This window comes from Stieleria bergensis, assembly GCA_007745635.1.
Taxonomy (GTDB): domain Bacteria; phylum Planctomycetota; class Planctomycetia; order Pirellulales; family Pirellulaceae; genus Stieleria; species Stieleria bergensis.
Genome location: CP036272.1, coordinates 2,860,008 through 2,885,016 on the forward strand (window position 1 = coordinate 2,860,008; position 25,009 = coordinate 2,885,016).

Annotated in this window: 19 protein-coding genes; 13 read left to right on the forward strand and 6 right to left on the reverse strand. The window is 55.2% G+C overall.

The features are described 5' to 3' along the window. Nucleotide 1 precedes the first annotated feature (1 nt). Nucleotides 2-430 carry a molybdenum cofactor biosynthesis protein MoaE gene (locus tag SV7mr_RS09855; protein WP_145271530.1) on the forward strand — a complete coding sequence of 143 codons (429 nt, stop codon included), beginning with the start codon at nucleotides 2-4 and terminating at the stop codon, nucleotides 428-430. Next, complete coding sequence (locus SV7mr_RS09860; protein WP_419188338.1) at nucleotides 415-1,608, forward strand: aminotransferase class V-fold PLP-dependent enzyme; 1,194 nt, start codon at nucleotides 415-417, stop codon at nucleotides 1,606-1,608. The genes SV7mr_RS09855 and SV7mr_RS09860 overlap by 16 nt, the downstream gene beginning before the upstream one ends. Before the next feature lie 144 nt (nucleotides 1,609-1,752). Here the strand turns inward: SV7mr_RS09860 and SV7mr_RS09865 are convergent, their stop codons facing one another. Continuing rightward, nucleotides 1,753-3,246: an undecaprenyl-phosphate glucose phosphotransferase gene (locus tag SV7mr_RS09865; RefSeq protein ID WP_145271535.1), complete on the reverse strand. Its 1,494-nt coding sequence runs from the start codon at nucleotides 3,244-3,246 to the stop codon at nucleotides 1,753-1,755. A gap of 63 nt (nucleotides 3,247-3,309) precedes the next feature. Further along, nucleotides 3,310-4,239, reverse strand: a complete 930-nt coding sequence (gene nadC / locus SV7mr_RS09870) for a carboxylating nicotinate-nucleotide diphosphorylase (RefSeq protein ID WP_145271536.1) — start codon at nucleotides 4,237-4,239, stop codon at nucleotides 3,310-3,312. Nucleotides 4,240-4,309: 70 nt separating this feature from the next. Between nadC and SV7mr_RS09875 the strand changes: the two genes are divergently transcribed. The 10 genes from SV7mr_RS09875 to SV7mr_RS09920 all read left to right on the forward strand — a co-directional run bounded on the left by SV7mr_RS09875 (nucleotide 4,310) and on the right by SV7mr_RS09920 (nucleotide 17,988). Then, on the forward strand, nucleotides 4,310-4,795 hold the full coding sequence (locus SV7mr_RS09875; protein WP_145271538.1) for a ComEA family DNA-binding protein: 486 nt from the start codon (nucleotides 4,310-4,312) through the stop codon (nucleotides 4,793-4,795). A 337-nt stretch (nucleotides 4,796-5,132) separates the two neighbouring features. Continuing rightward, nucleotides 5,133-6,224 (forward strand): redox-regulated ATPase YchF, encoded by a 1,092-nt coding sequence (gene ychF / locus SV7mr_RS09880; RefSeq protein ID WP_145271540.1) that lies wholly within the window; start codon nucleotides 5,133-5,135, stop codon nucleotides 6,222-6,224. 67 nt (nucleotides 6,225-6,291) lie between these two features. After that, a complete protein-coding gene (locus SV7mr_RS09885) occupies nucleotides 6,292-6,951 on the forward strand; it encodes a hypothetical protein (protein WP_419188339.1) in 660 nt (219 codons plus the stop codon). 8 nt (nucleotides 6,952-6,959) lie between these two features. Beyond that, the gene (locus SV7mr_RS09890) at nucleotides 6,960-7,361 is read left to right on the forward strand and encodes an amidohydrolase (protein ID WP_419188340.1); all 402 of its coding nucleotides are present in this window, start codon (nucleotides 6,960-6,962) and stop codon (nucleotides 7,359-7,361) included. A 35-nt stretch (nucleotides 7,362-7,396) separates the two neighbouring features. After that, a complete protein-coding gene (locus tag SV7mr_RS09895; protein ID WP_419188341.1) occupies nucleotides 7,397-8,077 on the forward strand; it encodes a DOMON domain-containing protein in 681 nt (226 codons plus the stop codon). Nucleotides 8,078-8,326: 249 nt separating this feature from the next. After that, the gene (locus tag SV7mr_RS09900) at nucleotides 8,327-10,393 is read left to right on the forward strand and encodes a prolyl oligopeptidase family serine peptidase (protein WP_419188342.1); all 2,067 of its coding nucleotides are present in this window, start codon (nucleotides 8,327-8,329) and stop codon (nucleotides 10,391-10,393) included. Nucleotides 10,394-10,428: 35 nt separating this feature from the next. Further along, nucleotides 10,429-12,021, forward strand: coding sequence for a sulfatase family protein (locus tag SV7mr_RS09905; RefSeq protein WP_145271542.1), 1,593 nt, complete (start codon nucleotides 10,429-10,431; stop codon nucleotides 12,019-12,021). 112 nt (nucleotides 12,022-12,133) lie between these two features. Further along, complete coding sequence (locus SV7mr_RS09910; RefSeq protein WP_145271544.1) at nucleotides 12,134-13,945, forward strand: sulfatase family protein; 1,812 nt, start codon at nucleotides 12,134-12,136, stop codon at nucleotides 13,943-13,945. Between the two features lie 23 nt (nucleotides 13,946-13,968). Continuing rightward, nucleotides 13,969-16,002 (forward strand): arylsulfatase, encoded by a 2,034-nt coding sequence (locus SV7mr_RS09915; protein ID WP_145271546.1) that lies wholly within the window; start codon nucleotides 13,969-13,971, stop codon nucleotides 16,000-16,002. Between the two features lie 144 nt (nucleotides 16,003-16,146). Further along, nucleotides 16,147-17,988 carry a sulfatase family protein gene (locus SV7mr_RS09920; protein ID WP_419188343.1) on the forward strand — a complete coding sequence of 614 codons (1,842 nt, stop codon included), beginning with the start codon at nucleotides 16,147-16,149 and terminating at the stop codon, nucleotides 17,986-17,988. A gap of 12 nt (nucleotides 17,989-18,000) precedes the next feature. Here the strand turns inward: SV7mr_RS09920 and SV7mr_RS09925 are convergent, their stop codons facing one another. Beyond that, entirely contained in the window at nucleotides 18,001-19,170 is a 1,170-nt protein-coding gene (locus tag SV7mr_RS09925) for an AGE family epimerase/isomerase (RefSeq protein ID WP_145271550.1), read from the reverse strand. An 87-nt stretch (nucleotides 19,171-19,257) separates the two neighbouring features. Further along, nucleotides 19,258-19,776, reverse strand: a complete 519-nt coding sequence (locus tag SV7mr_RS09930) for a GNAT family N-acetyltransferase (protein ID WP_145271552.1) — start codon at nucleotides 19,774-19,776, stop codon at nucleotides 19,258-19,260. 687 nt (nucleotides 19,777-20,463) lie between these two features. Here SV7mr_RS09930 and SV7mr_RS09935 point away from each other — a divergent pair. Beyond that, a complete protein-coding gene (locus SV7mr_RS09935; protein WP_145271554.1) occupies nucleotides 20,464-21,180 on the forward strand; it encodes a hypothetical protein in 717 nt (238 codons plus the stop codon). A 113-nt stretch (nucleotides 21,181-21,293) separates the two neighbouring features. On the opposite strand, the gene SV7mr_RS09940 is transcribed toward SV7mr_RS09935, so the two are convergent. Together SV7mr_RS09940 and topA are read right to left on the reverse strand one after the other, a co-directional pair. After that, nucleotides 21,294-21,920 carry a metallophosphoesterase family protein gene (locus SV7mr_RS09940; RefSeq protein ID WP_145271556.1) on the reverse strand — a complete coding sequence of 209 codons (627 nt, stop codon included), beginning with the start codon at nucleotides 21,918-21,920 and terminating at the stop codon, nucleotides 21,294-21,296. 191 nt (nucleotides 21,921-22,111) lie between these two features. Continuing rightward, nucleotides 22,112-24,883 carry a type I DNA topoisomerase gene (topA, locus tag SV7mr_RS09945; protein WP_145271558.1) on the reverse strand — a complete coding sequence of 924 codons (2,772 nt, stop codon included), beginning with the start codon at nucleotides 24,881-24,883 and terminating at the stop codon, nucleotides 22,112-22,114. Between the last annotated feature and the right edge of the window lie 126 nt (nucleotides 24,884-25,009).

Here is a 25,009-nt window from a genome sequence, read left to right on the forward strand (position 1 = left end):
CATGAACCCAGTCCAGCTCGTTGAGAGCCCGATCGAATTAAGCCAGTGGGAGAAGTCCCTCCAAGACGTCGATAGTGGTGCGCATGCTTGGTTCGCCGGCGTGACGCGGCGGAAAACCAAAGCCTCCGATGGCCAGATTCGAATCACGGCAACGCTGCACTATGAAGCACATCCGACGATGGCAGTCAAGGAACTGCAGCAATTGGCAGACCAAGCCAAGGATAAATTTGGCTTGCTAAAAGTCGTCATTGTGCATCGTTTGGGCGAAGTTCCATTGGGGCAGGCGAGTGTGCTGGTAGGGTGCTGCAGTGCGCATCGCAAGGATGCCTTCCTGGCCTTGCCATGGATCATGGATCGTCTGAAAGAAGACGTTCCCATCTGGAAACGCGAGACTTACGAAGATCAGCAAACCGAATGGATTCATCCATGAGGCGACGGATTTATCTGGATCATGCCGCGACTCGGTTTCCCAAACCAGAGATCGTCCTGCAGACCATGTACGAGCATGCCCATAGCCAGGAGGCTGCTGTGGGGCGCGGAGCCTATCAAGCGTCACAGCAGGCATCACAGATCCTGGACTCATTGCGTCGCGAGATCAGGCTGTGGATTGATGCGGCCACGAGTGATGAAATCTCATTGCAGTCCGGCGGAACGGAGGCGATCAATGTCGGCTTGCTCGGGCTGCTGCGGCCCGGGGACCACGTGGTCACGACGGCGGCTGAGCACAACAGTGTTCTGCGTCCGTTGAAGCATTTGGTCGACCAGCAAGTGATTCGCTGGACGGTTGTCCCGGTGGGCGATGACGCGGTGGTCGATCCGGATGCCGTGCTGGCAGCGACCAATGAAACGACACGCTTGATCGCCATCGTTCATGCAGTGAACGTAAACGGGGCGGTGCAGCCCGTGAAAACGATTGGCCAATCACTTGCCCAGCGATACGCCGAAGCCAGTAAACCGATTCTGTTCTGTGATGCCGCCCAGTCATTTGGGCATCTGCCACTGTCGGTTCGTGAGTTTGGTATCGACGTGTTGGCTTCCCCGGGCCACAAAGGGGGACAAGGTCCACTGGGGACTGGATTTTTGTACCTGCGTCAGTCGCTGCATGACGACATTCAACCCACGCGTTTTGGCGGTACGGGGGGCCAGAGCGAGTCCTTGCATCCACCGAACGAGTATCCAGCGAAGCTAGAGCCCGGCAATCGCAATGTTCCCGCCGCTGCGGGTTGGCTGGCGGGATTACAGCACGCTTGGCAAGGGCAGCCATCCCCGCAGCAGGCTGTCGAGCAGCACGCGGCGATTCTGGGCCAACTTGCCCAGCAGTTGTATGCTCGGCTGAGTGAGCAACCCAACCTGCGCGTGATTGGACGTCCAGCTACACCGCTGTTACCGGTGGCCAGCATCGCGGTGGATGGGCTGCCGGCAGCGGAAGCCGCAATGATTCTGGACGGTGAGTTTGGTATCGAAGTGCGGTCAGGGTTGCACTGTGCGGCTTTGGTGCACGAGGCGATTGGTTCACCAATCGATGGAACGTTGCGCATCAGTTGCGGCGAAGAGACCTCCGCTAGCGACTTGGATGCTCTCCTGGACGCGCTGGCTGAACTGTCTTAGGCGTTTGGGACGTTGATGTTCAGAGTAAGCGCCTGGGGGCTTGGGTGAGGGCTAGGTCAGAGGCTGGGGGCAGGGGCTGGGGGCAGAGTCAATTTTTGAGCGATGTTGGTGTCTGCAACAACAAGCATTCGCAGCCCGTTTGCCTCAATAAGCCGTTTCCTGTTTCCAGGCGACGCGCAAGGTTTTTACTAGGATTCGAATGTCCATCAACAGGGTCCAGTTGCGGATGTATTGGTGATCCCAGTGAACGCGGGCTTCCATCTTATCCAACGTATCTGTTTCACCTCGGCAACCGTTGACTTGGGCAAGCCCAGTGATTCCCGGTTTGACTTTGTGTCGTAGCATGTAGCCTTGGATCAGCGAACGATAGGCTTCGTTGTGTGCCGTCGCATGAGGCCGCGGCCCGACCAACGACATGGTTCCCTGCACGACGTTAAACAGTTGTGGAAGTTCGTCCAAGCTTGTCTTTCGTAAGATGTTACCCAGTGGTGTGATGCGTGCATCGTGCTTGGTCGCTTGTTTGATGACGGGGCCATTGTCACAGGTCGACATGGAGCGAAATTTCCAAACGTCGATTTCTTTGCCGTCTAGACCGTATCGTTTTTGGCGAAAGATAATGGGGCCTTTGCTGGTCAGCTTGATGGCGATGGCAATCAAGGTCATGGGCAGGGCGGCCAGAATCAATGCAAACGAGCCCAACAAGAGGTCGCAAATCCGCTTGGAGGCTCCATCCATGCCAAAGAATGGATTCTCAAAGACGCTGACAGCGGGAATGCCACCCAGATTGGTCCACTGCGAGTGTTGCAATTCGAAGACGTAAAAATCAGGGACGATATAGACCGACGCGGTTGTGTCGCTGAGTTGATCCAAGACATATCGAATGCGTTCTTCAGCGCGCATCGGCAGGGTGACCAGCACGGTGTCAATTTGGCCCGCTTTGCATCGCGACACCATTTCTTCTAATGTGCCAACAAGGTGATACTGGTCGGGAGCCTGTGACTGAGCCAAACCCGTGGGGGAACGGTCGTTGGTGTCGGACGGCGTCTGATCGGATTCTTTGATCGTGCGCAGAGGGTTGCGATCATCAAACGCTCCCACCAGTTGCATGCCCAACGTGGGGTTGTTCTGCAGGTTCAGTGCGGTTTGCTTGCCCAGCACATTCATTCCCGCGATTGCCACCCGGCGGACGCCAAAATTACGTTTGTAACGCGAGGCCATGACGATTCGAAACAGCATGCGGCCGAACGCCATCATGGACGGGGCCAGCAAGAGCCATAGCAGTAAGTTGCGGCGTGCGAACGGTTCCGCATAGCGAGTCAAGAAAGCCAGCACGCACAGGATCACCACCGTCAGTGACCAAGACCAGGCAATCGTCGTGATCTCGCGATCCGCGCTATGCAGCGTGTTGGCGTGACGCAGGCCGGTGATCTGTGACGAAAAGAGATAACCACAGATGGTTGCCAAGCCCAGGATCGCGGTCTGTTGGTCAAAGACGCCAACAACGCACCATCGAACCAACCAGAGCGATGCAAAGATCGTCAAGCTGTCGATGGCGGGCTGAAGCAAGTCCAGCAGGCGGCGTTCGGTCCAGATAGACGGAGCTTGTTTGGAGTGGGTGGGCTTGGACAGGGTGGACATGGGGCAAGCGGAGCGGGAGCGTGAACAGCAGAACTGCTGTTTGAAGGCGTGTGTCCGCAAACCCTAGCTTGCCGTTTGGTCGGCCCAGTCGAGTCCCAGGTCCAACCATGTCGCTTGGTGTGTCAAGGCCCCGCTACTAATGCGGTCTACCCCGGTCGCAGCAATGTCAGCGATTGTGTCGATCGTAACAGTGCCAGAGGCCTCCAGTTCGACACGGGGGTTCAGTTCGTCGCGCAGCGCCACCGCTTGCCGCATTTCCTCGAGAGAAAAATTGTCGATCAAGACAATGTGCGGACCCGTTGGCAGAACATCGCGAAGCTGAGCCAATGTGTCGACTTCGATTTCGACAAGGGTTGGCGCGTGCATGCGTTCAATCTCACAGTCGCTCCATGCCAGCGCTTGCCGGGCCGCCTCACTGGCCAATCGTGCCTGGCCTGATGTACCACCAAGTTGTAAGTGGTTGTCCTTGATCAAAAAGCCATCGTACAAGCCGCGGCGATGGTTTTTGGCGCCCCCGCACTGCACCGCGTACTTTTCCAGCAGACGCCACCCCGGTGTGGTTTTGCGTGTGTCGTAGACGTTTGCTTTATACTCTGCCACCTTTTCGACGTATCGCCGGACACCAGTCGCGACGCCACATAGCCGACTGATAATATTTAGCACCGTGCGCTCGCAAGTCAGCAGATCACGCGCGTTGCCGGTCAGCCGTGCAAGTGGTTGACCGGCTGGCATCATCGCGCCGTCGTTGCCAAAGCACTGGACGCGAATGTCTGCGTCAAATTCTTCAATGATCCATGGCAGGGTGACCAGGCCCGCGCAAATGCCTGCTTGGCGTGGTACAACATCACAACTGCCGGTGGTGGTGGCATCAATCAGGCAGACGCTGGTCCAGTCGACTTGGTCCGCCAAATCCTCTGCAATCGATAACCGCACCAAGGCTCGTAAGTCATTTTCCAAGTCTGCGTCCGCAGTGACGGTTGAATAATCAAGCATTTCCTCTTCCTTCTTTCCAAACGCCATTTTTTTATTTTATTGCGACAACGAACCTAAGCGATCTGACACAGTGCATTTATTGATCGATTCAGCCGAGACTGCAACTTGCCCCGGTGACGTTCTCGATGACCGTCTCTCGGACGGCACTTCAGAACCATTGCCACAGCAGATCGGTTTGTCGAATCAATCTGTCGAGCCCTTTCAGCCGGCATTGTTGCACCCCATCGTTCAAACGGCGATCCGAAGCGTGGCTTTGACCATGATTTTTTTATTGCTGTGGGGCGGCTCTCTCACGCTGATCGGCCAATCTAACCTGCCGACGGCTCCGACGTCACTCCCGGTGACGCGGTTGGATATCAATCGGGCGGAGCTGCAAGACTGGGTGTTGATGCCAGGGATCGGCCCCATGACGGCCAAAAAGATCGTCGCCGATCGAAAGGCCAATGGCCCTTTCAACGCATTGGATGACTTGCAACGCGTGCCGGGGATCGGACCCAAGACCATCGAGCAACTCTCGCCCTACTGTGTCAGTTCAGCAACCGCGTTGGCACCCTAGAGGGTGAGCAGTGGGCGACAGGTTTGGGGCTTTGGAGCTGCGGTCACAGTGGCCAACGCCAAACTCAGCGCAACAGGCCAGCGCAAGAGGCCGCGCTCAGCCCAGCGGAAGTGCTGCTCAGCCCAGCGGAAGTGCTGCTCAGCCCAGCGGGAGTGCTGGCTGGCTGAGCGATAGTGGGAGCATCAGAATCGGGCGCATGAGCGTTGCGGTGGAGCGTTAGCGGCGTTTTTGCGGCGATTTGTGCTCCCCGGCGGTAGGCCCCTTCGACGATCGGCATTGGCACGATAACCTATGGCCGTTTCAAACTGATTGTTTCCTCTCTGAAAATTGAATCGTTATGGAAGCTGGGATCGTCGGATTGCCGAATGTCGGCAAGAGCACGCTGTTTAACGCGTTGACTCAATCACAATCGGCGCAAAGCGAGAACTACCCGTTTTGTACTATCGAACCCAATGAAGGCATCGTCAACGTTCCGGACGAACGTTTGGATCGGATCTGCAAGTACATTCCGCCTCAGAAAGTGATTCCTGCGGCGTTGAAACTTGTTGACATTGCTGGCATTGTCAAAGGAGCCAGCGATGGCGAAGGCTTGGGCAACAAGTTTCTCAGCCACATTCGCCAGGTAGACGCGATTGTCCAAGTGGTGCGTTGCTTCGAGGACCCTGACGTGATTCACGTCTCGGGAAACGTTGATCCATTGGCCGACATTGACACCATCGAAACCGAGCTGGTTCTGGCGGATCTGCAGACGCTGGAAAACGCCATCTCCAAAGCCGAACGCTCCGCTCGCAGTGGCGACAAAGAGGCCAAGCTTCGGTTGGTAGCGATCGAGAAATGCAATGCGCACTTGGAGTCCGAGCAGCCGCTGCGAACGCTGCAATTGGCCGAAGCCGAGGCCAAGGCGATTCACAGTTTTGGCTTGATGACCGCCAAACCGATTTTGTACGTCGCCAACGTGGACGAAAACGATCTCGATGGCAAGGATCCGTTGGTCGATAAGGTGCGTGAGCACGCTGATAAAGTCGGTGCCAACGTGGTTTGTGTGAGCGCAAAACTGGAAGCCGAATTGGCCGAACTCGATGAAGCCGATCGAGAAGAAATGCTCGCCGATGTTGGATTGGAAGCGCCAGCGCTAAGCACGATCGCACAAGGGGCCTACAAAACGCTGGGGCTGCAAAGCTATTTCACAGCTGGCGAGAAAGAGGTCCGAGCATGGACCATTCCGCTGGAGGCAACCGCACCGCAGGCCGCCGGGGTGATTCACACGGACTTTGAAAAAGGCTTCATTCGCTGCGAAGTTTACACTTTGGAAGACCTGGAAGCCTTCGGCAACGAGAAAGAAATTCGCCAAGCTGGTAAACTTCGTGTAGAGGGCAAAGACTACATCGTCCAAGACGGTGATATTTGCCATTTCCTACACAAGATTTGATCTCTTGGTGACGTGATTTTGTCACGCCCCGCTGTGCTTAGGCAGTCTTCCTTTTACATCCAAGCTCATGAATAAAATGTGGATTCCAGTCCTTTTTGCTCTCGGTACAGCTCTGTTTTGGGGCTGTTATGGGCCAACAATCGGTAATGCTCAGTCGCCTCGCGTTGATGGCAAGCCCTTGATGTCACCCGATGGATGGTCGCCGTTTAAACCCTATGTCTTCATCGGCATCGCCTATCTGGTCATCGCCGTGGGCGGTGGTTTGCTGATGATGAAATTAAAAGGGGACAACATGTCCTACTCGGCACCGGTTCCCGGCGTCGAGGGAATAACGCACTTCTCGCCCGCCAAATGGGGTTTTCTGGCCGGATCGCTCGGCGCTTTGGGAGCCCTTTGTTTGACCACGGCCATGATGACCAGTCGCGGCAATGCGCTGTTGGTCATGCCGATTGTGTTTGGCGGAGCGGTCTCGGTGACCGCCATCGTCTCGATTCTCAAATTGCGTTCGCATGGATCGGTCGAGATTCACCCGGTGTTGTGGGTCGGCATGGCACTGACCGTGGCCGGAGTGGTCTTGGTGGCCATGTACACGCCCCACGGTCATGGGGCGGCAAAGCCCAAAGCGGATGCGGAGGCTAGTGTCACGTCCAGCGTGACTGCACCCGCCACGGATCTGTCTGATCAGAAAACCGCGATTGATGACGGCGAAACGACTCTAGACGTTTAGTCACGCAAATGCCTGAGAATTCAATGGCCAGTGCTGAAACTGCTTCGAACCTCCCTTCCCCGCTTGATCAGGTGCGCGCCATCGATCAGCAGGTGGCGCATTTGTGGATGGTCAGGACGTTTCTAAAGCATGCCGACGAATCTGAGGATGACGAAGAATTGCGCAGCGTCGTCAGGGACATCTACGATTTCATCCTCGCGGTTGGACCGGTGGACGATGTTGACAATCCGGCGGTCTACATGAAGATGGCCAAGAAGAAATTGACCAAGCTGCGTAAAGCCACTGAGCTGTACGAAGAGATTCAGCCAGAGGTCAGCGGGCACACGAACTTTGTGATGGCGGCTAAATCATTGCGTTTGGCGCTCAATGCCATCTCTCAGATCATCAAACCAGCCAACGCGGCCTCTTAAAGTCAACCTCACCGACGGGACCTTGCGAGACACTCATGGAGGACGCTTTGGACGATCCGGATAAACTCGATCGGTTGATCGATCCAACGATGTTGTTTCGTTTCGAGATCGACATCCGATCCTGCGATGCTGTTTGGTCCACGAAAGGGATTTGTCTGGATGAGTCCTATCGGATTCCAACCTTCGGTTCGCTAGCCGATCGACAAGTGTTTGCCGACCTGCGATTGGGGTGGAGTGAAAAAGGATTGGCGTTCTTTTTAAGCGTCCGTGGCAAGAAACAACTGCCCTGGTGTCGCGAAACGCGACTGGAGGAAAGTGACGGACTGAGGCTTTGGATTGACACCCGTTGCAGTCCTAGCATCCACCGGGCAACCAAGTATTGCCAACAGTTTGCCTTTCTGCCCAGCGGCACGGGGCCCGGACGGCAGCGACCGGTGGCAACCATGGTCAATATTCCTCGCGCACTATCGACACCTAAGCCGGCACCGCCGGACCGGCTTAGCATTCGAGCGACGGCCAAGCAGGATGGATATGAGCTGTCCGGTTTTATCGCCGCTCAAGCGCTAACCGGTTATGATCCAACGCAGCAACCACGTGTTTCACTGCACTATCAAGTGAACGATCGTGAGTTCGGCTTGCAGACTCTGGGGCTAGCCGATGACTATCCGGTGGATTCCGATCCCGCACTGTGGTCGGAAGCGAATCTGATCGTGTAGTGCCTGCGATTCGCCGGGCAGGGGCTCTTCGACTTGCCAGCTCGTCTGTTTCGCGTGTCAGCCCCACATGCGCTGATTGCAGATTACAATAGCCGCTGCGCTCCCCCTGCCGTTTGCCTTGGCTCGCTCCCCACCCAGAGGCTTCTTGTGACGATTGTATCTCGACGCCCATTCGCGGCGTTCTGTTTGCTTCCTTGGCGGCTCTGTCTTGGGCTGCTTGTTTCGTGGACGATTCTGACTGCACCCGTTGTGGCTGATGGTCCGGCCGACAATCAAACGGAGAGCGTGCGTCCCATTCCGCCGCCAGGCATTGAGATCGAATCCAGTGAGTTACAGTCGCTGACCGACGCTTGCCAGCAGCTGCGCGACCGCTGGACGGATGTTTTAGCGCAGGCGGCAAAGGCCGCTAAACAAGGCAACAAATGGCAGCAACAGCAAAGCCAGCAGCGACTGGCGGATCTGCGTTCTTTAGAGTGCGAGATCTTGGTGTTCCCGCGTGCCGTCGAGATGGCGATTGAGCTGAACCAGTTTTATCGGGAACAAGACGCTCAGTCTGCTCGTGAACTGTTGACACTTGCCCAACAGCGCATCGATCGAGCGGTCGACGAGGCTTCCTGGCAGACGGTGGTCGGTTTGTCCACTGAAACGGGGCCGCAGCAACTTCTGGTCGGTGGTTTTCGATCCGAACTGGATGGTTCTTACCAACCTTATGCGGTGGTGATTCCGGCAGGCTATGCGGCGCATGATGCGCGGCCGCGACGTCTGGACCTGTGGTTTCATGGTCGCGGTGAAAAGCTTAGTGAGTTGGCATTTTTAACCAATGGCCAGCGCTCGGCGGGTCAGTACACTCCGGCCGATACGTTGGTGCTGCACCCGTATGGTCGTTACAGCAATGCGTTTAAGTTTGCTGGTGAGATCGATGTGATGGAGGCCTTGGAGTACGTGTCGTCTAGGCTTCCCGTCGATGATTCTAGGATCAGCGCACGTGGCTTCTCCATGGGCGGTGCCGCCTGCTGGCAGATTGCGACGCACTATTCTGATCGCTTCTTTGCCGCCAATCCCGGCGCTGGCTTCAGCGAAACACCGCTGTTTCTAAAATCGTTTCAGGGCGAAGATTTGAGCGGAACGCCGGACTATCAAGTCAAACTCTGGCGCTGGTATGACAATCCCTTTTGGGCACGCAATCTGATCAATTGCCCGACCGTCGCATACAGCGGGGAAATCGATCGACAGAAACAGGCCGCCGATGTGATGCAATCAGTCTTGGCCGACGAAGGCATTGCCTTGAGACATGTGATTGGCCCGCAAACAGGGCATAAGATCCATGCGGATTCGAAGGTTGAAATCGAAGCCAGGATGGCTGCTCTGGCCGCAAATGCCGCCGCTCAGGTTCCCTTGCGTGTGGAGTTGACGACACAGATGTTGCGTTATCATCGCATGCACTGGTTGGACGTCCAGGGGCTTGATCAGCACTGGGAAACCGCCAGTGTTGTGGGACAGTTGAACTGGGATCAAGCTCAACCACGCATTGCCGTTCGCACCGGCAACGTGAACCATCTGAATTTGCGTTTTGAGGCGGGGCAGTGGCTAGGGAATTATCCCAGCCAGCCGATCATTGAGATCGATGGTGATCAAGTGGCCGGACCGACGGTCCACTCTGATCGCTCGTACGAAATTCAGTTGGTCAAATCCAGCCGGGGTTGGGCCATCGCGGAGGCCTCCGACGCAATTCGCAAACGTCCCGGTTTACAGGGGCCCATTGACGATGCATTCATGAGCTCGTTCGTGTTTGTCTTGCCCGATGAAGCCGATACCAGCAGTGCGGTTGGCAAGTGGGTTCAGCACGAGGCCGAGCATGCACAGGTCCACTGGCGCAAACATTATCGCGGTGATGTTCGCGCGATCAAGGCATCAGAGCTCACTCCGCAGCACGTTGCCGATCATCACTTGATCTTATTTGGAACTCCCGAAACCAACACTGTGATCAAAGATGTCATTGGAAAGTTGCCCGTTCGGTGGGATGCCGATGGCGTGCAGGTTGGCAAGCAAGCGTTTGCTGGAGCAGACAACGCGTTGGTTTTGATTTCACCGAACCCTGCCAATCCAGAGCGTTATGTGGTCTTCAACAGTGGATTCACTTTTCGCGAATACGATTATTTGAACAACGCGCGACAGACTCCCAAGCTTCCTGATTGGGCGGTGATTGACACGACTCAGCCGATCACTTCGCGTGGTCCCAGCGGAGTTCTGAAAGCTGACTTTTTTGACGAAGCTTGGCAACCGCGTTCGTTCATACCTTCTCTTCCTCGGCAATGATGTTTCCTTTCCCCTTTTTCGATGGAGCCAAATCGATGGCCCAGTGTTTTGACCGCTTTCCCGCCGTCGTTGGCGTTTGCTTGTTGTTGGTGTTCAGTTCTTTTGGGAACGTTGCCGCTGATGTTGACGAAACTTCGGGGCGACCGAATATTTTGTTTGCCATCGCTGATGATTGGTCTTACGGACATGCCAGTGCCTACGGTTGTCCTTGGGTGAATACACCAAGCTTCGATCGGCTGGCCAAAGAAGGCTTGCTGTTTCGCAATGCCTACACGCCCAATGCTAAGTGTGCCCCGTCGCGTGCGATCATTCTGACAGGGCGTTACTCCTGGCAATTGGAAGAAGCAGCAAACCATCAATGTGTGTTCCCTGCCAAATTTGGTGGTTTCATGGAACGGCTAGCGGCCGATGGATACAACGCTGGATACACTGGAAAAGGTTGGGGACCGGGAACAGCGAATGATCGCAGCGGGAAGCGTCGTTTGATCACCGGCGTGTCCTATTCCAAACGAAAAGCCAAGCCACCGACCAAGGCGATTTCCAACAATGATTACGCTGCCAACTTCAGCGACTTTCTGGATCAGGCTCCCAAAGATCAGCCCTGGGTGTTCTGGTACGGAACAACGGAACCGCATCGTGGCTACGAAGAAGGCTCTGGTTTAGCGGCCGGCAAGAAGCTTTCGGACATCGATCATGTTCCCAGCTATTGGCCGGATAACGACACGATCCGCAGTGACATGTTGGATTATGCCATCGAGGTGGAACACTTTGACAATCATCTTGGCCGGATTCTGAAACACTTGGAGGCCAGCGGGCAGCTTGAGAACACCTTGATCGTCGCCACCAGTGATCATGGCATGCCGTTCCCACGCGCCAAAGGTCAAGCTTACGACGAATCCAATCACATTCCCTTGGCGATTCGGTGGCCCCAGGGGATTGCACACCCGGGGCGGGTCGTAGAGGACTTTGTTGATTTCGCTGGGATCGCACCAACGTTCTTGAAAGCAGCGGGTGTCAAAACGTTAGCACCGATCATGCAGCCGACCTCAGGCAAGGACTTGTTTGACGTGTTCGCTGCCGATGGTCCTGTCGCGAACCGCGAATACGTGTTGGTTGGCAAAGAACGCCATGATGTTGGCCGGCCGATGACGACGGGGTATCCGATTCGAGGGATTCGTCGTGGTGATTGGTTGTACTTGCGAAACTTCCAAACCGATCGTTGGCCGATTGGCAATCCCGAAACAGGCTACCTAAACTGTGACGGTGGGGCGACGAAAACAGAAATCTTGCAAATGCGCCGCGATGGTGTGGCGTCAACCTACTGGCAACAATGCTTCGGAAAACGTCCCCAGGTTGAACTGTACCATGTGGGCAAAGATCCTGATTGCGTCGTCAACTTGGCCCAGGATCCCAAGCACGCCGAGACCCTGGCGGCATTGCAGCAGCAAATGGAATCACAACTCAAGGCTCAGGGTGATCCAAGAATCAATGGCAACGGCGACATCTTTGATCAGTACCAGAATGTTTCGGACAAGGAATTCAATTACTATGAAAGTTACATGTCTGGCAATAAACGACGCACCGGTTGGGTTCGTCCAACGGACTTCGAGGACAAACCGCTTGACTGACCTGCATCGCTAGGACGGTTCATTGATTGCCAACGCCGCTGGTGTTTCCAGCGGACGCCACCTCAGCGAGTGAGTGGCGAGACTTTTCAACTTTATCTCTACTGCCAACAACATGAAACACTTTGCAACTGCCCTGCTCTGCGGTTTGACGCTGGCTTGGATCTCCACGGTCACTGCGGATCAGAAACCGAACGTTTTGATCATCACCGTGGACGACATGAGCTGTGACTCCGTCGGTGCCTTCGGGTGCGAGCTCGCTGAAACAACACCGACGATTGATGCACTGGCAGCGTCAGGCATGCGGTTTCATTATGCTCACGTCCAGGTGGGCAACTGCTTTCCATCACGCAACGTCATGTTTAGCGGCCGGTATCCTCATAACACCGGTGTGGAAGGTTTCTATCAGGTGCGAGACACTCAATACGCGCACTTGGTCGACGCGATGAAAGACGCTGGATACTACGTTGCGATTCGTGGCAAAGTCACCCATAGCACGCCTTATCAGCCTTACGCTTGGGATCAAGATCTGACCATCATCGATGGCCAGAAACAACACATCAAGAACGCGGATTCCTACTATCGGTCCACCAAGTTGGGCATCCAGTCTGCCGCCGAAGCTAACAAGCCGTTCTGTATCAACGTCAATGTTTCTGATCCGCACAAGCCGTTCTACGCGATGTCGTCAAAAGGCCAAGTCGTCAAGGATGACAACGTGCCGTCAAAAATCTTCACGGCAGACGAGGTACCCATTCCGGGCTTCCTGTTTGATCATCCCGATGTCCGCAAAGAGTTGGCGCATTATTATTCGTCGGTGCGTCGTGCAGATGATTGCGTTGCCGCTGTTTTGAAAGCTTTGCATGAAGCTGGCAATGAAAAAGACACGGTCGTGTTCTTCTTGTCCGATCATGGCATGCCGTTGCCGTTCGCCAAAACCGCTTTGTGGCATCACAGCACGCGGACACCGTGGATCGTTCGTTGGCCGGGGGTGACGACGGCTGGCAGCGTCGATAGGCAGCACATGATCAGTGCCGTGGATTTGATGCCAACTCTGTTGGACATTTTGGACCTTCCCGCGCCAAACGCATTCGATGGCAGTTCGTTTAAGCCACTGCTAGAAGGCGGTGCGCAACCGGGACGCGACGTCGTTTACAAGGTCTACAATGAAAACTCCGGTGGGAATCGCAGTCCCATGCGCAGCGTCGAAACCAAACGGTTTGGATACATCTTCAATCCTTGGTCGGACGGCAAGCGGATTTTCAAAACGGCCACGCAAGGCACGATGTCGTACCGAGCGATGCGAACCGTCGCGTCATCCGATCCCGTGGTCGCGGCTCGATTGCAACACTTCAATCACAATGTTTTGGAGGAGTTCTACGATTACCAAGCGGATCCTGACGCGCTTCACAACTTGATCGATGATCCACAGTATCAGAAAGAAATCGAAGAATTGCGAGCAGAGATGCGTCGCTTCATGGTCGAAACAAATGATCCGATCCTAGCTGCCTTTGATAAGCGACATGATCTGGCCGCGGTCAGTGCGTATGTTGATCAAGTCCAAGCCGAATCGGATGCGCGTCGCGCCAGGAAACGCACCAACAAATCGCCTCAGCAAGACGACAGCCTGTTTCGTTTGGTCGTCCCCAAACAGGTTCAGGCCGGTCAGGCCGTGCTGGTCAAGATTCGGCACACTCTTCCCAAGGCCATGGCGGAGCAGCAATTCCATGTCACCCTGAAGAACGGTGACGGTGGCAGGGTCGAGCGAATCGTCAAGACCGCGAGTGGCGACGGCGTGCTAGAGATTGAATTCGATGTCCCCGCGAATCTTAAAACAAAGTCGGTTGTGGTCTCCGCGTTCGTTGGCCCTGAATATGGCAAGCATCACCTGCATCGGACCAAGGGTGGGATCGCAGTGACACAACCTTGAGCATTTAAGATGAAGGATTCAAAATGCGATTCCCCAAACTGATTGGTTCCCTGACGCTGGCATTTCTGGCGTTCGTTGTCTCGCCGCACCGCTGTGCGGCTGAGAAGCGTCCCAATATCGTGATGATCATGGTCGATGATCTTGGGTTCAGCGATCTGGGCTGCTACGGCAGTCAGATCCAGACGCCCAATCTGGACGCTTTGGCGAATGGTGGTGTGCGATTTTCACAGTTTTACAATACCGCCAAGTGCCATTCCTCACGTGTCGCGCTGTTGACGGGGCAGTATTGCATTGCGGCTGGAGACACTTCGCTTTCGCACGCAGTGACCTCTGCTGAGGTTCTCAAGGACGCTGGCTACTTTACCGCAATGACAGGCAAGTGGCACCTCAAGAAGCAACCGACGGACTTTGGTTTTCAACGCTTCTTTGGCCACCTGAGTGGTGCTTGTAATTACTTCAAAGGTGACGACAGCTTTCGACTCAATGGTCAGCCCTGGCAAGTGCCCGCAAATGACTTCTACACCACTGTGGCCAACGTCGACTTTGGGTTGCAGTTCTTGAACGAAGCAAGGCAGACGGACAAGCCGTGGTTCTTGTATGTCGCCTTCAACGCGCCTCACGCGCCGCTGCACGCGTTGCCCCAGGACTACGCCAAATATGAGGGCAAATTTGATTCTGGCTGGGATCTTGCTCGGGAACGTCGCATCGAGAAACAGCAGCGTCTGAAGCTGTTGCCCGACGGTGTCCGCCCCAGTCCTCGACCGGATCACATTCCCGCCTGGGATTCGTTGTCCGAGCCAAGGCAGCGCTTCGAAGCGAAACGAATGGCGACTTTGGCGGCAATGATCGATCGCGTTGATCAAGAGGTCGGACGGCTGGTTGACGACCTGAGACGCAACGACGAACTTGACAACACCTTGATCTGGTTTGTTTCTGATAACGGTGCCTGTCCCTATGACCGTAGCAGTCGCGGCGTTGAACATCAGCCAACTAACGGCGACGTTTCATTTGGCGATTCCACCGGTTGGGCTTGGGCTCGCAATACACCTTTTCGCTTTTACAAACAGAATCAGTTTGAAGGCGGAATCTGCACTTCGGCCATCGCGCATTGGCCGGCGGGGATTTCCCGGCCGTCGGGAGCGATCGTACGTGAACCTGTGCACTTGATCGATCTGATGCCCACCTTTGCAGCGCTGGCGGAAGCCAAGATTCCTGGCACGTATCCCGGACGCCAACTGCGACCGGTCAGTGGGGTTCCGCTAGTGAGTTTGCTGCAGAATGAATCGCTGGAACGAGAGCAGCCCCTGCACTTTTTGTTTTCCGCCGACCGAGCGCTACGGGTTCAGAACTGGAAGGCCGTGAGTTTTCGCTCACAAGGCTGGGAATTGTACGACCTGAACGCGGATCGAACCGAATTAAATGACCTGTCCCAAAAGTACCCTGAGCGATTGAAGGACATGGTGGAAACCTGGACGGCGATGGCCAAAGATGTGGTGCACGTCAGCGACAAGCAAGCCGCTGCCGTCTCGCCAGCTGTCGAGCCTAAGCTGCACCCGGAGTGGACGAACTTTGACCGCGACCCAGCCGATGGTGTGCGTGGCAGTGGAGCCGCGAAACGCGGGAAACGAAACTCAACCAAGCAAGCCAAGTCGAACCGTCCGTCCAGTATTCGCGGTCGCAAGAATACCAAACTAACGGTTGCTGATGGAGTCATGGAACTGGTCTGTAGCGGTGATGACCCAGGGTTGGCGTGGGATCGTTTGCCTGCTGGTTTGGCGGCCGGACCCTATGTGCTGCGTTTTGAACTCAACAGCAAAGCGTCTGGCGCGGGTGACGTTTTCTTTACGACTGACATGGAGACCAGTTTGCCACGCGGTGAACAGATTGGCTTTCAACCGAAGCACGATGGAAGCTGGGAGGAGCATCGCATCGAATTGACGACCAAGCTATCACTGCGAAAGTTGCGGTTGGACGTTTGTGCCGGAGAGGGGGCGGCGCAGATCCGGGCGTTGCAACTCACCGATCGACAAGGCAACGTGCTGCTCGCGTGGCCGTAGTGTTTACTTTGACGCCCGGGTGACTTTGATGCTCGGGGTGATGGTTCATGGCCCGTAAGATTGACCATCGGCGTCGATCTTGTGAGTCGCTGGCAGTTGGAACCCCGTATCTTGGGATTGGAAGACTTGATGGAGTTACGTCTGATGAGAATTGTTTTCTGCTGGTTGATTTGCCTGTCGTCTGTTGCTGTCGCTCAGCGGCCTCCGAACATCATCGTCTTTTACAGTGATGATCATGGGCACGCCGATCTGTCTTGCCAACAGGTTGTCGATGACATTCGCACGCCCCATATTGATGCGATGGCGGCTCAGGGAGTCCTGGCCGCGCACGGATACAGCACCGCGCCACAGTGTGTTCCGTCGCGAGCAGGATTGCTGGTCGGCAAGTTTCAAAGCAAGTTTGGTTTGGAGTCCAACGGTGATGCGCTGGATGGTTTCAATCAAGAAACCACGATCGCAGAGCGCCTACAGCAGGCTGGGTATGTGACGGCGCAGTTTGGCAAATGGCATTTGGGCCCAACGCCCCAGATCACCGACCATGGCTTTCAATATGTATTTGCACAGAACGCCAATCGACCCTTTGCGGCCAACATTGACTTGGACGCCGAAGATCGGCCCATGGGGACGCTGAAGAACCAACGCTACCATATCGATGGTTGCAGCGAAGCGGCGGCAGCGCTGATTCGCCGATTCTCCGATCAGCCATTGTTTCTGTATGTTGCCTATCGGGCGCCGCACGTACCGCTGGATGCACCCCAGAAATACCTCGATCGCTTTCCCGGTGAAATGCCTGAGCGGCGTCGTCAAGCGCTGGCCATGCTCTCGGCGGTCGATGATGGTGTGGGGTTGGTCCGTAAAACGTTACAGGAGTGTGGACTGAGTGAGCAAACGTTGGTCTTTTTTATCGGGGACAATGGTGCACCGCTGAAGATTCACAAGTTGGATGCGCCCGGCGGAGGGCCCGGCTGGGACGGATCATTGAACGATCCACTGAACGGCGAAAAAGGGATGCTTTCGGAGGGAGGAATGCACGTGCCGTTCGTCATTTCATGGCCGGGGAAGATTCAGAGCGGCCAAGTGTTGTCGCATCCCGTCTCGGCTTTGGATGTTGCTGCGACCGCTGCGGCTGTTGCCAAGCTGAACGTGAAGGGGAACGATCTGGACGGCGTGAATTTGCTGCCGCATTTGACCGGTGAAGCGAAGACGGCACCGCATGACTACTTGATGTGGCGCTGGATTGCGCAATCAGCCGTGCGTGATGCTCGCTACAAGTACCTCCGTGGTGGGCAGCGAGAGTACTTGTTTGATCTTCAGGAGGACATTGAGGAAAAGCATAACCTGCTTGACCAGCATCCTGAAATTGCCACGCGACTGAGAACGCAACTCGAGAATTGGGCGGAGACGCTAAAGGTTCGCGGGTTAGCAACCAAACCGATGTCTGGAACATGGGAGCAGTACTATGATTATTACCTTGATGGCAAACCAGCGTCTCAGCCAGGGGTCGGGCCGCGATCAGCTGCTCGAAAGGATGCTGGCGGGGCGGGACGCGGCGGTATCGGAGTCAGTTCACCGAGCATCCAAGGCTGGTTTGCACGCTACGCCAAACTCAGTCAGCGGCAGCAGACACTGAATGTCACGCCGCTCGAAAAGGCTGGCAATGCCAATGTCGCGCTGATCAAGTCAGGGTTTGAAGTCGCACAGGCGCGTGCATTGAAGCTTCAGTGTTCGACAGACCAGCCCGGAAAAGTCACGGTTGCTTGGCGCTTGAAAGGACAGAAGGATTTTCAGGCGGAGTGTCGCAAGGTCTTCACTCTCACCGATTCAACGCCACAGACGTTGCAGGTTGACTTTGACGGCGATGAAACGCTGATCCACCTGCGGATAAATCTTCCCAAGACTGGCTTCACAATCACGAGCGCCGACGTGCTTCAGCAAAATCGTGAGCAATCGATCAGTCTGTGGCCGATGAAGCGGATCAAGGATTGATCAAGACCGTTGTTACATTGACCGAAGCATGTCGTAGCAAACCCACATCATGCGTGGTAAATGGAACAGGCTCTTCCACATGTTGCCCTTCATGTGGCTGGTGGGGGAACCGTCGCGTCGAAGGTATCCGAACCACTCACCGTAATCCTGATCAGGGAAATGGTCCCAGGACCATTGGTGGATTTGGTCGAACCATGATTCATACTTTTTGTCTGAGGTCAACTGATAGGCCAGCAGAGTGGCAATCACGGTTTCGTTTTGTGGCCACCAAAATTTCATGTCATGCCAGTACTCTTGGACGGGCAGTCCCTTCACATCCACAAAGTACAAAATGCCTCCGTGCGTGGTGTCCCAGCCACGCTGCCAGCTGTAGTCCAGCATTTGGCAACCAAGTTGAATCAGCTTGTCATCCTTGCGGTATTGGCCTTCCCGCATGATGAACCAAGCCCCTTCAATGGCGTGACCCGGGTTCAATGTTCGTCCGTCAAAGTGGTCAATGAGTTTGCCATCGGGAGTCACGGTCTCCATCACGCATTGATACTCGTGATTCAGATGGCGACTTTCGATCACTTGAATGCTGCGATCGATCCAGGTGTCGGCCGACTCTAATCCGATCGATTGACGTAACTCTTGGGCGGTCACAATCGTGATCATTGGGACACCCAAGCCAATGGACGGACGGACCTCGGTGAACTTTGCTGGCCCTAAGTCGGTGCGCTGATCATGAGTGACAAACGCGTTGAACGCCGCTTCCGCTTGATGGCGATACGATTCCTTTCCTGTTGCTTTGTAGAGTTCACCGAAGGCGATGGCGGCGAAGCTTTCCGAAAACGCATAGCGACGTTTGCGGATCGGTTGCCCGTCAGTCGTCAAGTGGAACCACATCCGACCGTCAGTTGGATCGCTCCCATGCTTGAGCAAAAAGTCGGCGATGTTTTCAGCTGCGGCAAGATAGTCGTCATTGCCCTCAGTCTGGTTGTACAAGAAAGCCAGCATCCACGCGCATCGGCCTTGTGCCCAGACGGATTTGTCACTGTCTAGCAGGCTCCCGTCGCGATCCAAGCTGCTCCAGAGACCGCCATGCTGCGGATCGATCCCGTGTTGTAACCAAAAGGGGACAACGTCGTTGAACAAGCCGTTGTGATAGGTTTCAGTGAGTGAACTGATCTTGTCTGGATTCATAAAACTTGCAGCGCGGCGGTAAGCTTGAATTGACGCCTGGCCGCAACCCGACGCATCAAATCGCGACGGTCGGCCAAGCCTTAGCAATCAATCTAAGGTCAACTGCAAATACGCCAAGTCCAACCAGCGATCGAACTTCCAACCGACCTGATGCAGTCGGCCTGTTTCCGTGAATCCAAACCGCTGATGGAGTTTTAAACTGGCCGCCTGTTCGGTGCAAATCGCAGAAACTAACACGTGGTGGTTGGCTTGCCGTCCCAGTTCAATGATCCGGCTCAAGAGGCACTTGCCGAGCCCTCGGCCAAGCCATTGATCGTCCAGGTAAATTGCGACTTCCGCGGTGCGGGCAAACGCCTGCCTGGGACTGAAAACCGACAGTGCCGCCCAACCGACAATTTGATCGTGATGCTGGCAAACAATCACCGGGTGACTGTCGCCGCGCTGGGAAAGCCATTGCTGTCGATCCGCAAGGCTCTCCGTCATTGTTTGAAAGGTGCTACTGGTATGCACCACATAGTGGTTGTAGATCGACGACACCGCTGCCGCATCATGGATCGTCGCAGGTCGAATCTCAAATTCAGCAGGCAGTTCTGCAACAGCGGGCATGGATCATTTCAGCCGGTGGAGGGACTCGAAGTAGAAGGAACCGATCTTACAGGATCAGCCGCCGGCTTTGGAGAGGCCGTTCAGGCGGGGCGGGCGGTATCGGGCCGGTGTGCCTCAACGCACAGCGTTTCATGCGGCGTTGGACGACTGTGTCACAGATTCGTAGGGAGCGTGCTTGCACCACTACTTTGAACCTGTTTTCATTCTGGTTGATGTTGCGTTTCCCCGGGTTTTCCCCGGGCAATCGCGATATCATCGAACCGGGGCTGGGTTCGTAGGGTGCCGTGCTTGCAGCGCACCAATGAAATCGCAGCGCACCAATGAAATCGCAGCGCACCAATGAAATCGCAGCGCACCAATGAAATCGCAGCGCACTGTTGGGCCGCAAAGACGTGGATTTGCTGCATGCACCACCGGACTGGAAAATCTTCAAAGCAGTGGTGCTTGCATGGCACGCTATCGTCTCTTCAATCGTGCGTTTGAGGGTCATCACGTCACGGGTCCGGTGGCCTGTTTTTCTGAACGTCCGTTATGAAATCCGCGTGTTGAGCAACTGATTGGACAAAACGCTCTCGCAGGGTTTGCCTCGGCACAGCAATTGCATTGACGAATGCTATTGGACGTCGCCGAGCCAGCGGAGGCTCGCCGGCAGCCTGAATCACGCGTCCTATTACAGGAGTCACAACGATGACGTTTTCAGACGAGTCTTACAATCTGCGAATCGAATTGGATTGCCAAGGCTGCGAGCTATCGCCACGCGAAGTTGCTGCGATGGAGATGGACGTGGACACGCTGGCAAGCTTGGTGGATGATTTTCCCGTTTCTGATTTGCACGTGACCGTCGTCTATCATCACAAACCCGATGACTATCATGTCAAAACCAATCTGGTGCTCTCGGGGACATCCTTGTTCACTGGCGAGCGAGACGGTCTGGTTCAGCCAGCGTTCGAAGCCTGCATGCGTAAGCTGGTTAAAAAGGTGCGCGCGTACAAGCGACAGATGCGCGTCGGTGAAGACGCTGAAAAGCAAAGTGCCGGCACTCGGCATCAAGTCACTCCCAATGCCGAAGTTGACTTGGCTGGCTTGATCCAGTCGGTGAGCGACGATGACTATCCCACCTTTCGCAATTTGATCGATGTCTTTGCTCCCTCGCTGACGTCACGCATTGCCCACTGGTTGGATCGCTATCCAGACATGCTCGAAGGTGTGCAGCCAGCGATGACGGTGGAAGATCTTTTGGAAGAAGTCTTTCTGAATGCTTTCGACGACTTCGAAAAACGGCCGCATAATGTGCCTCCAGGAAATTGGCTGGAACACTTGATCGATCCGTCCGTGCAAGCGCTGTTGCAGTCTCCAGATGAAGAGTACCAGCGGGTGGAGTTTTCGAAGCTGTTGGTTTCGTAGGATCCCGTTTTTTCCGCCCCGACAAAACCGTGGCCAACGCCAAATTGGTTCGTTCGTCGGGGCGCGGGCAATCGCATCGTTTCTGTGGTATTGGTGCGTGCAAGCACTGCACCCTAGTGCGCTTGGATGTTTGATTCGAAATCGATTTCCATGATCACGCCTTTGGGGCCGGCGTTGAGAATACGACTGGATTCTAAATCCATTTGTTTCTCCCAGTCGCTATGGATGTGTCCGCAGACGACAAGTTTGGGCTGCTTCGCGAGGACGCAGTCGCGAATCGCTTGGCTGCCACGAACGCGGTTGCTGGAATCTTTATCCACGGTATCCAGTGGCGGCGAATGGACGACCAGGACCCCGTTCGCCGGGCAATCGGCAAGCATCGATGTCGCCTCTTGATCGGTGAAGTCGTAAGACCATGCGCCAAACGGCGTCACTGGAATGCCTCCGCCCACTCCCCAGAAATCAATTCCATCGATCTGGCAACCGTCGCCATGTAGCACCGTTGCTGACTGCCAGTGCTTGGTTGCCGCGCGAAGCGCGTCCACGGTTTCTCCGTTACCAGGAACCAAAACCGTTGGCGTGGTGATCTCAGACAGAATGTCGAGCGTTAATTCGAGGCCTCGGTGTTGGTTGGCAAAGTCGCCGGCGCCGATCACGACGTCAACACCATCGGCCTGCTTGACCAGAGAACGCGCAGCGTCTTGGTTGCAGTGCAAGTCGCTAAAGCAAAGGAGTCGCATCGTGTGTGAGAACCTGAGAGAAAGTCCGCGAATGAGTAAGCAGGAAAAATGATACCCGAATTCCCTGCGGCTTTGGCGATCGGTGGCGTCTTGACACCGTCGCTGGTCTGTCCCGGATGAGCCGCAGGCCGTTAGGCTCGGCTTATTCAGTGTTCACAAAACCGTGGCAAACGCGAAGACGGCAGGTGGGGCTATTCGGCGGTCTTTTTCTTGGTCGCTTTCTTCTTGGTGGCCTTCTTCTTGGTCGCTTTCTTTTTAGTGGCTTTCTTCTTGGTGGCCTTCTTTTTCTTTGCCGACTTCTTTTTGGTGGCTTTCTTCTTGGCCGACTTTTTCTTTTTCTTCTTTTTGCGACCACCGCCTTTGGCAAATCGTTCGGCCAGCAAGTCGATTGCGGACTCGAAACTCATTTCCTTGGGGTCTGTCCCCTTGGGAAGGCTGGCATTGGTTTCGCCATCGGTCACATAGGGACCATAGCGTCCGTCCAGGATTTTGACTTCACCTTCGGTCACCGGTGACTTCTTTTCGAACAGCTTGATCGGCTCTTTGGGGGCTGCGCGGCCACGGCGTTTGGGTTCACGCAGCAACGTGATGGCTTGTTCCAAGGAGACGTCTAGCGGCGAGACATCGGCTGGCAAGGAACGCGTTTCCTTTTCGCATTTGACGTAGGGGCCATAGCGCCCGTCAAAGGCTTGGATGGGCTGATCGTTGTCGGGGAAGTTGCCCAGTGTGCGGGGCAATTCCAACAACTTGCAGGCCATTTCCACGGTCAAGTCGTCCGCATTCATGTTGCGAAGCAGTGACTGATTGCGTTTCTCTGGATCGTCGGTTTCACCCAATTGGATGTAGGGCCCGAAGCGACCGACTTTCAGGTAGATGGGCTTTTCGGTTTCCGGATGAACGCCAATGGGTTCTTCGGCAACCTGGCCGGCTTCCAGTAGTTCGACAGCTTTCTCCAGGTTCAGCTCATCCGGTGGCATGCCATCGGGGATACTGGCTCGTCGCTCGCCTTGTTCCAGGTAGGGGCCATACTTGCCGACGCGGACGGAGATCAGTTCACGGAACTCGCCCTGTTCGGGTGAACCCAGCGGAAAGGTAGCCATCTCGCGGGCATCGATTTCGTCAAGCTTTTCCTCGACGCGTTTTTTCAGCCCCACGCTGTGTTTGGCAATGGTTTCATCGGCGGCGGCGACCCCGTCTTTGTTGCCAAAGTAGAAGTGCTGCAGGTACTCCTGGGCGCCGACTTCATTTCGGCTAATGCAGTCCAGGAAGTCTTCCATTTCCGCGGTGAACTCGTAATCCACCAGTTTGTCAAAGTGTTCTTCCATGACCCGCGTGACGTTAAACGCACGCCAGCTGGGAATCATGGCGCTGCCTTTTTTAAAGACATATCCGCGGCGTTCGTCAGTGATCGTTCCAATGATCGATGCGAAGGTACTGGGGCGTCCGATGCCTTTTTCTTCTAGCGTTCGTGTGAGCGAAGCTTCGGTATAGCGAGCGGGCGGCTGAGTGGTGTGGTTCTTGGCGTCCATCTCTTTGGCTGACAACGCTTCATTTTCTTTGACGTTGGGCAGCAGTCGCTCTTTATTGGCCAGTTCAGCTTCGGGGTTATCGCTGCCTTCGACGTAGGCACGCAGGAAACCTTCAAACAGAATGCTGGTCCCGGTGGCGGTGAAGACAGCGCCACCGCCTTCGATGGAAACGCTGATGCGTTGTTTTTTGGCGTCCGCCATCTGGCAGGCCACTGTACGTTTCCAGATCAGGTCGTACAGGCGAAACTGATCAGATTCCAATTCACCGCGCAACGATTCGGGTGAACGAAAACTGGTGCCGGCCGGTCGAATGGCTTCGTGAGCTTCTTGAGCGTTTTTGACTTTGCCTTTGTAGACTCGCACATCGGGATGCAAGTACTTTTCGCCGTATTCCGAGCGGACCAAGTGACGTGCCGCAGCGATGGCTTCTTTGCTGAGCGTCGTACTGTCGGTACGCATGTAAGTGATGTAACCGTTTTCGTACAGTCGCTGCGCGGCGGTCATGGTTCGCTTGGCGCCGAAGCCTAGTTTGCGGTTGGCTTCCTGCTGCATCGTGCTGGTTGTGAACGGAGCTCTTGGCCGCTCACTGAACGGTTTGACTTCGACCTTGGAGACCGCAAACTGAGTGGCTTTCAGGCGATCGGCAAGATCCAGTGTCTCTTTTTCGGAAAGCAGCAACAGGCCTTCCTTGGTTGGTTTTCCGGTCGCAGAGTCAAAGTCTTTGCCACTGGGGACGCGTTTGCCGTCCACGCTGGTCAGCGTCGCGGGCAGGTTTTCGTTGCCACCGGTCAGAAAGAGTCCGTCGATGTCCCAGTAAGTGGCACGCACGAATGCCATCCGCTCGCGTTCACGTTCAACGATCAAACGAACGGCAACACTCTGAACGCGACCGGCGGAGGTACCATGTCCAACACGCCGCCAGAGCAGATTCGAAACATCGTATCCGTACAGGCGATCGAGGATCCGCCGTGTCTCTTGGGCTTTGACCAAGCCTTCATCGATCTCACGGGTCTGTTCAAGCGCATCGGTGATCGCTTCATTGGTGATTTCGTGAAAGACCAGTCGCTTGACGGGAACTTTTGGCTTCAATGTTTCCAGCAAGTGCCAGCTGATGGCTTCTCCCTCGCGGTCTTCATCGGTCGCCAGATAGAGCATGTCAGCGTGCTTGAGAGCGTCGCGAAGTTTTTTTACCTGTTTATTTTTATCCTTGGGAACCAAGTAAACTGGTTTGAAGCCTTCGTCGACGTTCACGCCCAGATAGGCCCATGATTCCGTGCGAAGCTTTTCTGGTAATTCGCTCTTGCGTTCGGGCAAGTCGCGGATGTGACCAATGCTGGCCTCCACTTGGAACCCACCGCCTAGGAATTTCGAAATTGTTCGAGCTTTTGCCGGGGATTCGACAATTACAAGGCTCTTACCGCTGCTCTTGGCCATCAATGATTGCTAAGTTGGAACGCTGTGGAAAACTGGTTTAGAAAATCCGACATTGGCCACAAGAGTAACCGGTGGCCAATTTTTCACAATCACCAGATGCCTATGTGTTAGCGATCACGATGTGAT

Excerpts from the sequence above, each read along its gene's own strand:
- SV7mr_RS09855 (WP_145271530.1), top strand. The coding sequence starts at position 2 with ATGAACCCAGTCCAGCTCGTTGAGAGCCCGATCGAATTAAGCCAGTGG.
- SV7mr_RS09860 (WP_419188338.1), top strand. The coding sequence starts at position 415 with ATGGATTCATCCATGAGGCGACGGATTTATCTGGATCATGCCGCGACT.
- SV7mr_RS09865 (WP_145271535.1), bottom strand. The coding sequence starts at position 3,246 with ATGTCCACCCTGTCCAAGCCCACCCACTCCAAACAAGCTCCGTCTATC.
- nadC (WP_145271536.1), bottom strand. The coding sequence starts at position 4,239 with ATGCTTGATTATTCAACCGTCACTGCGGACGCAGACTTGGAAAATGAC.
- ychF (WP_145271540.1), top strand. The coding sequence starts at position 5,133 with ATGGAAGCTGGGATCGTCGGATTGCCGAATGTCGGCAAGAGCACGCTG.
- SV7mr_RS09885 (WP_419188339.1), top strand. The coding sequence starts at position 6,292 with ATGAATAAAATGTGGATTCCAGTCCTTTTTGCTCTCGGTACAGCTCTG.
- SV7mr_RS09890 (WP_419188340.1), top strand. The coding sequence starts at position 6,960 with ATGCCTGAGAATTCAATGGCCAGTGCTGAAACTGCTTCGAACCTCCCT.
- SV7mr_RS09895 (WP_419188341.1), top strand. The coding sequence starts at position 7,397 with ATGGAGGACGCTTTGGACGATCCGGATAAACTCGATCGGTTGATCGAT.
- SV7mr_RS09905 (WP_145271542.1), top strand. The coding sequence starts at position 10,429 with ATGGCCCAGTGTTTTGACCGCTTTCCCGCCGTCGTTGGCGTTTGCTTG.
- SV7mr_RS09910 (WP_145271544.1), top strand. The coding sequence starts at position 12,134 with ATGAAACACTTTGCAACTGCCCTGCTCTGCGGTTTGACGCTGGCTTGG.
- SV7mr_RS09915 (WP_145271546.1), top strand. The coding sequence starts at position 13,969 with ATGCGATTCCCCAAACTGATTGGTTCCCTGACGCTGGCATTTCTGGCG.
- SV7mr_RS09920 (WP_419188343.1), top strand. The coding sequence starts at position 16,147 with ATGAGAATTGTTTTCTGCTGGTTGATTTGCCTGTCGTCTGTTGCTGTC.
- SV7mr_RS09925 (WP_145271550.1), bottom strand. The coding sequence starts at position 19,170 with ATGAATCCAGACAAGATCAGTTCACTCACTGAAACCTATCACAACGGC.
- SV7mr_RS09930 (WP_145271552.1), bottom strand. The coding sequence starts at position 19,776 with ATGCCCGCTGTTGCAGAACTGCCTGCTGAATTTGAGATTCGACCTGCG.
- SV7mr_RS09935 (WP_145271554.1), top strand. The coding sequence starts at position 20,464 with ATGACGTTTTCAGACGAGTCTTACAATCTGCGAATCGAATTGGATTGC.
- SV7mr_RS09940 (WP_145271556.1), bottom strand. The coding sequence starts at position 21,920 with ATGCGACTCCTTTGCTTTAGCGACTTGCACTGCAACCAAGACGCTGCG.
- topA (WP_145271558.1), bottom strand. The coding sequence starts at position 24,883 with ATGGCCAAGAGCAGCGGTAAGAGCCTTGTAATTGTCGAATCCCCGGCA.